Below are 13,421 nucleotides of genomic sequence, written 5' to 3'. Positions count from 1 at the left end.
TGACGATGTGAAAAAAGCGATTGTTCTCGCCTACTGTATATTAAGTTTAGTCCTGCTTGTTAGCGGCGGACTATATTTTAAAGAACAAATGGTAGAAGCAAAAGAAATGAAGCAACAGAATGCAGCTAAGCAAAAAGAAAAAGAAGCACAATCAAAAGATTTAAAAAGCCGGGTAACGCTTGAAGAGGAATTTGCTGTATTAAAAAAGCATAAAACAGAAGCCAAACAGTTAAACAAAGAATTCAAAGGAATCATTCCTGCAAAAGTGTCCATTCCAGCTATTCATGTGGAGGCTTCAATTGAACAAGTAGGGTTATTAGACAGCGGTGAAATGGCAGCGCCATCTACAGAAAATGGAGTTGCTTGGTTTGAACCAGGAGCTAAACCTGGCGTAAAAGGAAATGCTGTACTAGCAGGACACGTAGACAGTAAAACCGGTCCTGCCGTCTTTTATAATCTAAAAAACTTAAAAAAAGACGATGAAATTACCGTAAGAGATGCACAGGGGACCACGCTTACCTTTGTTGTTAAACGTACAAAAAGCTATCCGCGAGATAAGGCACCTTTAAACGAAATTTTTGGGTACAGCAACAAACGTAATTTAAATCTAATTACGTGTACAGGCACGTTTGACCGTGCAGAAGGAACCCATCAAGAGAGGTTAGTTGTATATACAGAACTAAAAGCTGACCAAGCAAAAGAATTGGAGCGTGAAGCAACTGCACCACAACCTCCCACACATGTAAAGATGAGCGGTAATTTGCTTACGTGGTACGCGGTACGAGAAGGCAATATTATCGGTTACCGAATTTATAAAAAGAACCCAGGCGGAACATTTGTCCATATTGGCAGCGTTTCGGAATTTGAGCGAAAAAGCTTTGCCGACTCCGACGCATCTCAGTCTCGTTATTATGTAACAGCTGTTAACGAGTCAGGAAAAGAGTCTGCCCCATCTAGTATAGCGAAATAACAAAAAGCTCTCTTCAAACGGAGAGCTTTTTGTTATTTTTGATTGTCGATTCAAAAGATATCTTATGGCTTTCTATTTATCTAAATGCTATTAGTTTTAATAGATAAATAAAAATTCCTTAAAAATAATAATTGAATAATATAAATATTCAGATTATTATGTACTAATAGTCTTTTTGGTAATTAAAAGGAAAAAAACAAAAAGAATCTAAAAGAAAAGGGAGAGAAAGTATGGCACAACCTAATTTGCAAACAGAGCAAAAATCACATCCAACAACCTTACTAGACAAACTATTAGGAAGAGTAGAAGCATTCGGAAACAAACTACCTGATCCTTTTATTTTGTTTGTATGCTTAGCGCTTATTATCGTATTAGCGTCTGTTGCTATTAATAGTATGGGAGTAACAGTGGTCCATCCTGGTACTAATAAGACTCTTCCAATTAAAAGTTTGTTGTCGCATGAAGGCATTCAGTATATCTTAACATCGATGCTGACCAATTTCACTGAATTTAAGCCCTTAGGACTTGTACTTGCTATGATGCTTGGAGTCGGACTTGCAGAAAAAGTAGGTCTGCTTGAAGTGGCCATAAAGAAAACGATTTTAAATGCTCCAAAAGCTCTTATTACATACGCCATCATTTTTACAGGGATTATGGCCAACTTAGCCGCAGATGCTGCTTTTGTCATCGTGCCTCCGCTTGCCGCAATGATATTTTATACAGTAGGAAGACACCCGCTTGCTGGATTAGCAGCAGGATTTGCTGGGGTGGGATCAGGCTTTACAGCGAATCTTATTATATCCGGAACCGACGGATTGTTATCAGGCATTTCTACTGAAGCTGCTAAAACAATCGACCCAAGCGCTGCCGTCAGTCCTGCAGCGAACTGGTACTTCATGGCGGCTTCTGTATTCGTTTTAACTATTATAGGAGCGATCGTCACTGAAAAGATTGTAGAACCTAGACTGGGTAATTATAAAGGGAAAAAACGCAATGATTTTGGTGAAATCAGTGAGGTAGAAGCAAAAGGATTAAAAAACAGTATCGTTGCTACATGTATTTATGTCGTTGTACTAGCTGTTTTCTTATTTTGGCCCAACTCTCCTCTACGAAATGAAGACGGCGGAATTGTTCCATCTCCTTTTTTAGATGGTATCATTCCGATTACGCTGCTGTTTTTTGTGGTAGTTGGCTCTGTTTATGGAATAACAGTAGGGAAAATCAAAAGTTCTAGAGATATACCTTCTTATATGACTGATTCGATGAAAGATATGGCTAGCTATATTGTCCTTATTTTTGCCGCCGCTCAATTTATCGCTTACTTTAATTGGACTAATATTGGAACGTGGATTGCAGTAGAAGGAGCGGATGCATTAAAAGCACTAAATCTAACTGGACTTCCAGTTGTGGTTGGTTTTGTATTTTTAACTGTGGTTCTAAGCCTTCTTATTTTTAGCGGCTCTGCTCAATGGGCACTAGAAGCACCTATTTTTATTCCATTATTCATGCTGTTAGGATACAATCCTGGATTTATTCAAGCAGCTTACCGAATAGCGGATTCGTCTACGAATGTAATCACTCCTTTAAATCCATACATGATTGTCATTTTAGCCTTTATGAAAGAATACGAGCCGAAAGCAGGACTTGGAACCATCATTTCACTTATGCTTCCTTATACTTTAGCCTTCTTAGGAATTTGGATTGTAATGTTGATTGTTTTTGCTGTATTCGGTATTCCTTTAGGACCAGGTGTATATATGTATTTGTAAAAAAAATCCTCTTCTTGGAGTAGAAGAGGATTTTTTATGTCAGAAATTCTAACACACACAAAAAATATTGCAGCTTCTGTGTACATAGAAGAATAAATAACAAAAAGAAAAGAGTTTTAAAAACAAAAGTTTTCTGAATAAATTTGCAAAAAGTAGTTGCTAAATACATATAAATCAAATATGATAGTAAACATAACAATATATGTTATATAATCTAACATTGAATTTAGGGGTTATTTATTCGTACTTAAGGGGGAAATCATCATGCAAATGGGCGATTCAGTATTTATGTTTTTTTCGGCATTATTGGTTTGGATTATGACACCAGCTATTGCATTGTTTTACGGAGGCATGGTTCGAAGTAAAAACATGTTAAGTACCGCGATGTATAGCGTAGGTTCATTAGCTGTCATATCTGTTCTTTGGATAGTAGCTGGCTATTCTCTAGCATTTTCGACCGGTGGCAATGCTTTTATTGGAAACTTGGACTGGGTGGGATTAAAAGGCGTTGGATTCACTCCAAACGGGGACTACAGCGCAACGATCCCGCATAACATGTTTATGATGTTTCAACTAACATTTGCTGTGTTAACAGTAGCTATTATCTCTGGTGCTTTTGCAGAGCGCATGAAGTTTTCAGCATTTATCTTATTTGCTATCCTATGGTCATTATTTGTATATGCACCCGTTGCACACTGGGTTTGGGGAGTTGGCGGATGGCTTCGTGAACTAGGAGCTATTGACTTTGCTGGCGGAAACGTCGTTCACATTTCATCAGGTGTAGCAGGATTAATTCTAGCTCTTGTTGTTGGAAAACGAAAAAATGCCGATGCTGCAGCACCTCACAATTTACCGCTAACTCTTTTAGGCGGAATGCTGATTTGGTTCGGGTGGTTTGGATTTAACGTTGGAAGTTCCTTAACTATTAACAGCGTTGCAATGACGGCTTTCATTAACACGAATACAGCGGCAGCAACAGGAATTATCGGCTGGCTTGTAGTAGAGTGGATTATTAATAAAAAGCCTACGCTGCTTGGAGCCGTTTCGGGAGCGATTGCTGGACTTGTAGCTATTACACCAGCTTGTGGATTCGTTACACCGTTTGCTTCTATTGTAATTGGTTTTATCGGCGGAGCAGTTTGTTTCTGGGGTATCTTCTCACTTAAAAAGAAAATCGGTTACGACGATGCGTTAGATGCATTTGGTCTTCACGGTATTGGGGGAACATGGGGAGGTATCGCAACGGGTTTATTTGCCACAACTTCTGTAAATGATGCCGGCGCGAATGGTTTATTCTACGGAGACCCAAGTCTACTATGGAAACAGCTGGTGGCTATCGTAGCAACGTATCTATTTGTCGGCATCGCTACCTTCATTATTGTTAAAGTGGTTGGGTTGGTAGTATCTCTACGCGCAACACAAGAAGAAGAAACGCTCGGGCTTGATATTACGCTGCACGGTGAAAGAGCGTATCACGAATCGAATATGTAAAAGGGGTGGGCACAGTGAGTGATGTTTTAACAAAAATTGAAATTATTACGCGCCCTTCAAAGTTTGAAGAGCTTAAGCAAGAACTAGCAAAAATTGGCGTGAGCGGTATTACGGTTACAGATGCGTTAGGATGCGGATTGCAAAAAGGCATTACGGAACTTTACAGGGGGGTCAAAAAACAAGACAATATGCACGCCCGAATTAAAGTAGAAATTGTTGTGTGCGAAGTTCCCGTATCCGACGTTGTTGATAAAGCAAGAAAAGTACTAAATACAGGTCAGCCTGGGGATGGGAAAATATTTATCTATGAATTAAAGAATGCGATTAAGATCCGAACAGGGGAAGAGGGATCACAGGCATTACGAAACAATAGTTAAACTCGGGGAGAAGCGGAAAACAAAGGGTCATAAAAAGAGGCTGGGACAAAAGTAGTTTAGCCCAAGTGAAAAACGAACCACTCATCAACATATTTAATGAGGGGTTCGTTTTTTTTGTTTTTTGTGATGATGCCTATCGTTTTATTTGTTTCTGTCCTTCTAGCAGTTGATTGGAGGGCAAGGCGGAGACTCCTGCGGGAAAAGCGGGACAGGTGAGACCCAGCAGGAGCACAAGCGACGAGGAGGCTCAGCGGCCGCCCGCGGAAAGCGAAGCCCTGCACGGAAATCAACTGCGGTGTCATAAGCCGGCCAGCCCATGTATCTCATTTGTCCGTCTTTCGGTTAGATTCATTTCGTTATGTCTCAACCTTTTTTTAGGTTGAATAGTTACAAGGCATGTTTCCTTATGGTGACATGCTTTTTTGTTATATATACGGTCAAGGAGTATATCGCAAAAAACAAGTGAATATAATTAAAATTATTTTTATAAAATTAAGAAAATTATAAAAATATGTGTCATTATTACTGACAAGTTTGGTGAAATAGTGCTGTTTATCCTTTTATAATAGTAAAAAATGACTATAATTTTACTTTTATTAGTTTCTCTCTGTATAGGAGAGTGAATCTATTATGAAAGGATGTGACAATCAGTGTACATAAACAGCAAGCTTTTTTACCGTTTTCAGAAATGACATTTGCCGAAAAGATAAAAAGCGTTCTAGACGCGAACAAAGGGAGGGAAAATCGTTATAAAAGACTAGCCGCTATTACGCGTTTTATAACGATTACTACATGCTAAGTAAAAAAATGTTATCTATTTTAGCAACAACGGTCTTATCAGTAGGATTTGTAGCTGGCTGTGGCAGCAACAGTACATCAGGAGAAGATAAAGGCAGCAATGTTATTAAAATTGCTACGCAAAGCCCTTTGTCAGGAGGTAGTGCAACGTTAGGTGAAGCGATCAAACTGGGAGCTCAGCTAGCTCTTGATGAAGAAAAAGACACGTTTAAAAAATTAGGATATAAACTTCAGCTTGTGCCGTATGACGACCAAGGCGATCCTAAAAAAGGCGTAGCAAACGCTCAGTTAATCGGATCAGACAAAGCTGTCTATGGCGTAATAGGACATTTAAATTCAGGAGTTACCATTCCTTCATCTGAAACGTATGAGAAATACTCAATTCCAATGATTTCTCCTGCAAGTACAGCAACGGATGTAACAGACCGAAAGTTAAAAACAGTTAACCGCATTGTAGCCCGTGATGACTTCCAAGGGCCTGCAGGAGCGAAATATGCTGTTAAAGAGTTGAAAGCAAAAAATATTTTTGTCATTCAAGATAAAACAGCCTACGGACAAGGGCTTGCAGACGCTTTTAAAACAGCGGCTGAAAAAGAAGGGGCAAAAATTGTTGGATTTGAAGGAATTACAGTTGGAGAAAAAGATTTTAACGGTGTGTTAAATCAAGTCTCTAAAGAAAAGCCAGATCTCGTTTATTTTGGAGGGCTCTACGCAGAAGGCGGACTCTTAATTAAGCAAGCTCGTGACAAAGGAATTACCGCTAAATTTATGGGAGGAGATGGCTTAGACTCCTCAACTTTAGTTGATATTGCTGGAGATGCTGTAAAAGATACGTACCTTACGTCAGTAGCAGGAGATGCTTCCAAAACACAATTTGCTAAAGATTATGAGAAGAAATTCAATAAAAAAGTAGAGTCATATTCTGTATACGGGTATGATTCCATGAAGGTTATGCTTCAAGGTATTCAAAAAGCAATTGAAGACAATGATAAAAAGCTTCCTTCTCATGAAGCAGTGCGTGATGCTGTACGAGGTATTAAAGAATACAAAGGAGAACTTACGCAGGTAGGATTTGATGAGAAAGGAGACAATAAATACGCTAAAATCTTTATCTATAAGTTTGACGCTCCTTCATATCCAGCTAAATTAGAAGGGGAAATCTCACAGTAAACCTTAGAAAAGAAAGGTATGGATGTTCCGTACCTTTCTTTTCTTAAAATTGATTTTATAGGACGAAAGGGACGAGGTTATATGTTTGCTCATATTATACAAACGCTGCCGCAAGTGTTAATCGACGGACTAACATTAGGAGCTGTATATGCAATTATTGCCCTAGGTTATACGATGGTATATGGCATTTTAGAACTCATCAATTTTGCACACGGCGAAATTTTTATGTCAGGGGCTTTTATCGGAACCGCTATTTTAATAGGATTAACAGGCGTAGGTTGGATTGCAGCTTTTCCAGCTGTTGTGACGTTAATTTTAGTTCTTCTTATTACGAGTGTTGCGACTGGGTTTCTTGGTATGGGAATTGAAAGAGTGGCTTATCGCCCCCTGCGCAAGTCTTCTAAACTAATTACACTTATTACAGCTATCGGAATGTCGTTTCTATTACAGGATTTTGTGCGCTTCATTACGGAACTTAAGAATGGTAATTATATTGTTAATACCCCTGCTTTATTTTCAGGAAAAGTATCGGTTAACGCTTCTTCTCTTTCATCATCATTTGATGATGCTACATTTAAAGTAACGTTTATCGTAGTGTTAATTGTTGCTCTTTGCTTAATGATCGGACTCGAAATTTTCGTCAATCGAACCAAATGGGGAATGGCAATGAGAGCCGTAGCTCAAGATCCCGATACGGCTTCACTCATGTCCATTAATGTAAACAAAGTTATTTCTCTTACTTTTTTTATTGGTTCGGCTTTAGGGGGAGCAACCGGCGTGTTATTTGCGCTTCATTACGGAACAATTGACCCTTACATTGGTTTCATATTAGGATTAAAGGCTTTTACAGCAGCAGTTTTAGGAGGAATAGGCAATATACGAGGCGCAATGTTTGGAGGGCTAATGCTTGGCATTCTTGAAATGTTTGCAGCTGCGAATTTATCAACAATTACCGGCAATGTTTTAGGAGCAGAGTATAAAGATGTATTTGCATTTGCTATTTTGATTTTGGTGTTAATTTTTAAACCAGAAGGCTTATTTGGAAAAGCCGTTACAGAAAAAGTGTAGGTGATGACGATGAAAAAATTAATGAGTAGGCTTGAAGGAAACAAAAAGGTGCAAATCATTTTATTTTTTATATATGTAATTGCAACAAGCGGTAGTTTAATGCTTGCCCAAAAGTCCGTCGTCGCATTTTTACTTCTTTTATTTTCATTATTACTTCTGTACTTTATGTCTCTTTCTACTAAATTAAAATGGCTAATAGCAGGGGTCATTTTAATTGTGTTGCTTCCTTTTTCAGCTAGCCAAGGCCCTGCTTATGAATCATATATGGAAGTATCTACGCTAGTAGGCATTTATGTTGCTATGGCACTTGGGTTGAACACTGTAGTCGGATTGGCCGGATTATTGGATTTGGGATTTGTTGCTTTCTTTGCAGTTGGGGCTTACACGTATGGAATTTTCGCGACTAATCAAGCTGCTAATTTTATGCCTTTTGGTACGTACCCATTATCAGGAGAAAGCTTTTGGTTTTTTATCATTGCAGGGTGCCTAATAGCCGCTTTATTTGGAGTTTTGCTTGGTATACCTGTGCTGCGCGTAAAAGGAGACTATCTAGCTATCGTTACGCTTGGATTCGGGGAAATTATTCGAATTGTGTTTAACAATTTGGATAAACCGATCAATATTACAAACGGGGCAATGGGGCTGTCCTCCGTGACGCCGCCTTCTATTTTTGGGATTAATTTAGTATATCCAAGTCAGTTCTATTATGTAGTATTAGTCATCTTAGCTGCGGTTATTTTTATTGTACGGCGATTTGAATATTCTAAAGTAGGACGATCGTGGAAAGCGGTTCGTGAAAATGAAATTGCCGCTCAAGCGATGGGAATTCACCTTGTTAGAACAAAGCTGCTTGCGTTTGCTATTGGTGCATCATTTTCAGGCATGATGGGAGTTGTTTTTGCCGCGAAGCAAACGTTTGTCGATCCAACCAGCTTTACGCTGTTAGAATCTATTACGATTTTAGTGATGGTTATTTTAGGAGGAATGGGGAGCGTTCCGGGCGTCATACTTGGAGCAGCGGTTGTAACCATTCTTAATCTTCAAGTATTAACGGAGCTCACGGATTGGTTTAATCAGCTGAGCTTAAACGGAGTTATCTCTATACCGGATGCACTTTCGCCAGCTAAAATGCAGCGATTTATCTTTGGCGGACTTCTTATTTTATTTGCTCTATACAGGTCTCAGGGATTGGTTCCTGCTAAACAGCCTACGTTCGATTTGAAAGAGCTGAAAGAAGAAGCTGAAGAAGAAATACAGCCTGTGATTTCAACGGCTAAGAAAAACGTCAATCTATAGAGGTGAAAGAAATTGTCTATTTTAGAAGTGAAAAATGTAACCAAGACCTTTGGCGGTTTAGTTGCCAATCAAGACGTAACAATGGATATTCAAAAAAATTCAATAACAGCTGTAATAGGACCAAACGGCGCTGGAAAGACCACGTTTTTTAATATGGTGACAGGTGTTTATCAGCCAACCTCAGGTGATATTATGTTAAATGGTCAATCCATAACAGGGCTAAAACCTCACAGCGTATCAAAACAAGGGATTTCTCGGACATTTCAAAACATCAGGTTGTTTAGTAATATAACGGTTTTAGAAAATGTGTTAGTTGGGATGCACAACCATTTGAAAGCAACCACTTTTGAAACGCTGTTGAATTTACCTCGAGCAAGAAGAGCGGAAAAAGCAGCTAAAAAAGAAGCGTATAAGCTGTTGGAATACGTTGGGCTAGAAGCTTTATATAACGAAGTAGCCACTAACTTATCATATGGAGCGCAGCGCCGACTCGAAATTGCGAGAGCGTTAGCTACTAGACCCTCACTGTTATTATTAGACGAACCGGCTGCTGGTATGAATCCGCGTGAAACAAAAGAGCTGACGGATCTTATTCACACGATACGAAGAGACCGGGAAATAACCATTTTATTAATTGAGCATGACATGAAGCTCGTCATGGAAATTTCTGATCATATTATTGTATTAGATCATGGAATAAAAATTGCAGAAGGAAATGCTGAACATATCCGTACGCACCCGAAAGTGATCGAAGCCTATTTAGGAAAAGGAGCGGCAGAGGAGATAGAAAGGAAGGAGAAAAGCACATGACTCTATTAAAGTTAACTGAAGTTGACACCTTTTACGGAGGAATTCAAGCGCTTAAAGGAATAACGATTGATGTAGAAGAAGGAGAAATTGTGACTCTTATTGGAAGCAATGGAGCCGGTAAATCTACCACATTAAAGTCCATTAGCGGTCAAGCTCCTGTCAAAGCAGGTAGTATCGTGTATAAAGGCACCCACATCACGAAATTCCCTCCTCACCAAACGGCCCGGCTAGGAATAGCTCACGTACCAGAAGGAAGAAAAATTTTCCCTAAGATGACGGTAAAAGAAAATTTAACGATTGGAGCCTTCTCACTTTCTAATAAAAAAATAATAGAAGAAAATATGGGTAGAGTACTCACATATTTTCCGAGATTAAAAGAAAGGCTGACTCAAAAAGGAGGAACGATGAGCGGCGGTGAACAGCAAATGCTAGCTATCGGGCGAGCGCTTATGATGAACCCTTCTATGCTTATGCTAGATGAACCTTCTATGGGGCTTGCTCCCATCATTGTAGAACAAATATTTGAAATCATTATGGAATTAAATAAAAGCGGAATGACCATTTTGCTCGTTGAACAAAACGCTTATCAAGCACTGCAAATCGCGCACCGAGGCTACGTGATTCAAACGGGAGAAATTATTTTGCAAGGAAAAGGACCGGAATTAATTCACAATGAAAAAATAAAAGAAGCTTATTTAGCTTAAAAAACAAACCGCATCGCGTTTTAACGCTGCGGTTTATTTTTGTTCACAGGGGATGATTTGGATAAAGCAGGTAAGCATTGCTATTATCTGGTTTAGTTTCTTAATTAAGTAGGGAACGTTTAAAATAAGATTATTGAATAAGTGAGTAATTAGATAACCTCCTAGATGAAAGGAATGCTTCAATTTAAAGCTTTTTCATAAAAAACAAAAAAAGTTGAAACTTTTTTCATCAAAAAACGTTTATAAAGTAATAGAAAAAAATGGGTACGGTTATTTACACTCAAAAAGGAAGTGAGAGCGTGGCGACGCTGAAAACTAATTATTTGACTGACTTATGCTTAATCTATAGAGAAAGTCAATTTTATGTAATGCAAATACCTAGTTTCTACAAAAAAATGGCTAGCAAATACTTTCAGTTTCAGCCCCAAGAAAAAATAATTGCGTATTTACACAGCTCTTTTATAGCGGGCCTAGATAAAAGGGGAATTTGCTTTACAAATAAGGGGATTTACTGGAAAAGCAGAGGGATGAAAAAAGGAAAAATGTTATGGGAAGATTTCGCTAACATTCAATCCATTACCATTCGAAAAGAAGAAATGATTTGTTTTAATGACGTGGAGAAATTTCAAGTCAATCAAAACGATTACTCAGCTAGAAAGCTAGTATCTCTATTAAAAAAAATCAAGAAATTTATTCGCACTCATTCCCATGAATATATGTGTCAAGACTATATATATCCATGTGTATCCTCAAAAGAATTAACTTCTATTTGTTCATCTTTTCAAATTCATCAAACACCTGATCCAAAAGATGTGTTGTCGGTAGCAGGACAACTATGTGAAGAAGTTGAAAAAGAGATGCGAAACAGGCTCTATTTACCTGCAAAAGAAAAAATTGTAGCTCATTTAAATACATATCCTCTTCAAAAAACCGAGGGGATTACCGTTTGTTCTAAAGGAATTTATTTCTCAAAATCTTTTAAAACAGTTTATTACCCTTGGCACTTATTTCGCCACGTGAGTATTTCAGTGGAAACAGAGGAATTAAAAATTGCTAAAAAACATTCGTTATCTCTCAACTCAGCTGCCGTATCAAGCGGAGAAGTAATGCTATTTCTCAAACAAATTAAACAGCATGTGCAGGCTTTGCATGAAAAAGAAATCGATATTAAACAAGATAATAAGTTTGCATGGAAAATGTTAATTTAAAAAACAGGTTACCGGTAATCTGTTTTTTTGTTTTGTAGTTCTTTAGAATCATTTATTTGGAATATTGAAAGACATCATACAAGTAAACAAGACTAGAATATTGGAAGTTAAGAAAATTTTTCCATGACTATAAGGTTAATTTTACCAAAATGTCTTTTTCGTTTGGATAATTATGCTAAAATAGAGCTCGAGTTTATTTTAAGGAGCTGACAACAAGATGGAACGTAATTATTCAATTGATTTTATTAAGTTTTTTGCTACAGTGTTTGTGGTTTGTATTCATGTTAACCCATCACATGACGATTTCTTTTTAGGGAACCAGGAAAATGTGCTAGATGTCATTGTTGACACATTTGCACGATTCGCGGTTCCTTTTTTCTTTATTGTATCAGGGTATTTGTTTACGAATAAAATTCAAAAACATCCAAAACCTTCTGTATACTTAAAAAAATACACGTGGAATATTTCAAAGCTTTATGCATGTTGGTTCATCTTTTATTTATTGTTTGGTGTAGTTCTGCGCTTATTTCAAAACCACGGAACATTAGCAGAGCGAAAAGATGCAGTAGCTGATTATTTAACATCATCCATCACATTCAAAGATATCTTTTATTATGGAAGTGACACAAGCGGATTTCAGCTTTGGTACTTGATTGCGTTAATTTGGGCTGTTGTTATCGTTTTCTTATTTCAAAGATGGAAAAAGATCGGTTTATTAATGATTATCAGCACCGTATTATATGTAACTGGGTTATTTGGACAGTCTTATTCTTTATTTTTTCCACTTTCTTTTCAAACGAGAGATGCCCTGTTCTTTGGTTTGTTCTATACAGTATTAGGAGCTATGTTTGCCCTTTATGGTAAGCAAATTCTGTCAGTATTAAACGTAAGGCCCATGATTTATTTAGCCAGCTTTTTTGTGTTTTCAGCGTTAGAGATCGTCGAGCGCTACTGGTTGGTTAATATCCAGCACAGCAAGCCCGGAGACTATTTTATTTCTACGATCTTTTTATCAGCATCATTGTTTTTATTCGTATTAAGCAGTCCAAGCCTTGGCAAAAACTCGTTTTTCTCAAAGGTTGGGAAAAATTCAGTTGGCATTTATGTCGTGCATATATGTATATTAAATGAGACCTATCGATTGCTTCGTTCCATAGATTCTTCTTTCTTTACAAATAGTATCGTCGCATATGTACTTATCGTCCCAGCAGTTTTTTGGTGCTCGTACTATTTATACAGAGGGATTCAATGGACAAAGGGAAAATTACATGCAAAGCCGCACAAACATTCGTTTACAAAGCTACAGCATAAATAAGAAAAGCACCGGAGCAAGGGACAGCCCCCAAAGCTTCCGGTGTTTTTTTGATAAAAAATAAGTAATTTAAAACCTAATTGGCTTGAGCTTCGTCTAATGTATTGAAAAAGAGCTGGCTAACTAAGCCAGCTCTTTTATGATGCAATAGCATACAAAAGCTGCTTTTGCATTTTAGGAGATAAAGGAATATTTTGATACAATTCGTAAATATGATGTTCGTTCCGGTGATAACAAATCCAATCCTTGTACGTTCCTTTTAAGAAGATGCGAAAAAACACGATTCGCTTATTCGTGCCGCCTGTTTTTAATTCAATTTTCAAATCATCTGTTTCTAATGTATACTGTACTGTAGAAGAGGAGAGAGCAAGTTTAGTTGTTTTTTTACTTGTTTTAATGAATTCGGCAAGTTCAATGATCTTCATTTTTTTACCTCACTCTATTGTAA

The 13,421-nt window shown here is 37.8% G+C and carries 13 protein-coding genes; 12 read left to right on the top strand and 1 reads right to left on the bottom strand.

Translation table 11 applies throughout. The annotated features are described in order from the left end of the window. Window positions 1-7 precede the first annotated feature (7 nt). From AC1VNJ_RS05795 to AC1VNJ_RS05740, 12 genes are all read left to right on the top strand, one after another. Complete coding sequence (locus tag AC1VNJ_RS05795; protein ID WP_033579418.1) at window positions 8-970, top strand: class F sortase; 963 nt, start codon at window positions 8-10, stop codon at window positions 968-970. A gap of 230 nt (window positions 971-1,200) precedes the next feature. After that, window positions 1,201-2,739, top strand: coding sequence for an AbgT family transporter (locus tag AC1VNJ_RS05790; RefSeq protein ID WP_328141245.1), 1,539 nt, complete (start codon window positions 1,201-1,203; stop codon window positions 2,737-2,739). A 264-nt stretch (window positions 2,740-3,003) separates the two neighbouring features. Then, window positions 3,004-4,230: an ammonium transporter gene (locus AC1VNJ_RS05785; protein ID WP_028412855.1), complete on the top strand. Its 1,227-nt coding sequence runs from the start codon at window positions 3,004-3,006 to the stop codon at window positions 4,228-4,230. Between the two features lie 14 nt (window positions 4,231-4,244). After that, window positions 4,245-4,607 carry a P-II family nitrogen regulator gene (locus AC1VNJ_RS05780; RefSeq protein ID WP_013057611.1) on the top strand — a complete coding sequence of 121 codons (363 nt, stop codon included), beginning with the start codon at window positions 4,245-4,247 and terminating at the stop codon, window positions 4,605-4,607. Between the two features lie 166 nt (window positions 4,608-4,773). Next, window positions 4,774-4,911, top strand: coding sequence for a hypothetical protein (locus AC1VNJ_RS05775; protein WP_168760963.1), 138 nt, complete (start codon window positions 4,774-4,776; stop codon window positions 4,909-4,911). A 488-nt stretch (window positions 4,912-5,399) separates the two neighbouring features. Continuing rightward, a complete protein-coding gene (locus AC1VNJ_RS05770; RefSeq protein ID WP_033579416.1) occupies window positions 5,400-6,575 on the top strand; it encodes a branched-chain amino acid ABC transporter substrate-binding protein in 1,176 nt (391 codons plus the stop codon). Between the two features lie 81 nt (window positions 6,576-6,656). Beyond that, the gene (locus AC1VNJ_RS05765; protein WP_033579574.1) at window positions 6,657-7,643 is read left to right on the top strand and encodes a branched-chain amino acid ABC transporter permease; all 987 of its coding nucleotides are present in this window, start codon (window positions 6,657-6,659) and stop codon (window positions 7,641-7,643) included. Between the two features lie 9 nt (window positions 7,644-7,652). Next, window positions 7,653-8,939: a branched-chain amino acid ABC transporter permease gene (locus AC1VNJ_RS05760; RefSeq protein ID WP_482640448.1), complete on the top strand. Its 1,287-nt coding sequence runs from the start codon at window positions 7,653-7,655 to the stop codon at window positions 8,937-8,939. Window positions 8,940-8,951: 12 nt separating this feature from the next. Further along, window positions 8,952-9,749 carry an ABC transporter ATP-binding protein gene (locus AC1VNJ_RS05755; RefSeq protein ID WP_033579414.1) on the top strand — a complete coding sequence of 266 codons (798 nt, stop codon included), beginning with the start codon at window positions 8,952-8,954 and terminating at the stop codon, window positions 9,747-9,749. Further along, on the top strand, window positions 9,746-10,453 hold the full coding sequence (locus AC1VNJ_RS05750; RefSeq protein ID WP_049165268.1) for an ABC transporter ATP-binding protein: 708 nt from the start codon (window positions 9,746-9,748) through the stop codon (window positions 10,451-10,453). Before AC1VNJ_RS05755 ends, AC1VNJ_RS05750 begins: the two co-directional genes overlap by 4 nt. A gap of 527 nt (window positions 10,454-10,980) precedes the next feature. Beyond that, a complete protein-coding gene (locus AC1VNJ_RS05745) occupies window positions 10,981-11,661 on the top strand; it encodes a hypothetical protein (RefSeq protein WP_223546143.1) in 681 nt (226 codons plus the stop codon). Window positions 11,662-11,878: 217 nt separating this feature from the next. Next, on the top strand, window positions 11,879-12,976 hold the full coding sequence (locus AC1VNJ_RS05740) for an acyltransferase (protein ID WP_482640447.1): 1,098 nt from the start codon (window positions 11,879-11,881) through the stop codon (window positions 12,974-12,976). Between the two features lie 134 nt (window positions 12,977-13,110). On the opposite strand, the gene AC1VNJ_RS05735 is transcribed toward AC1VNJ_RS05740, so the two are convergent. Continuing rightward, window positions 13,111-13,398, bottom strand: a complete 288-nt coding sequence (locus AC1VNJ_RS05735; RefSeq protein ID WP_028412858.1) for a hypothetical protein — start codon at window positions 13,396-13,398, stop codon at window positions 13,111-13,113. Window positions 13,399-13,421 lie beyond the last annotated feature (23 nt).

Source organism: Priestia sp. 3CA3, from assembly GCF_056836725.1.
Note: the sequence above shows the minus strand (reverse complement) of the source record. Positions and strands in the feature narration are given on the sequence as shown.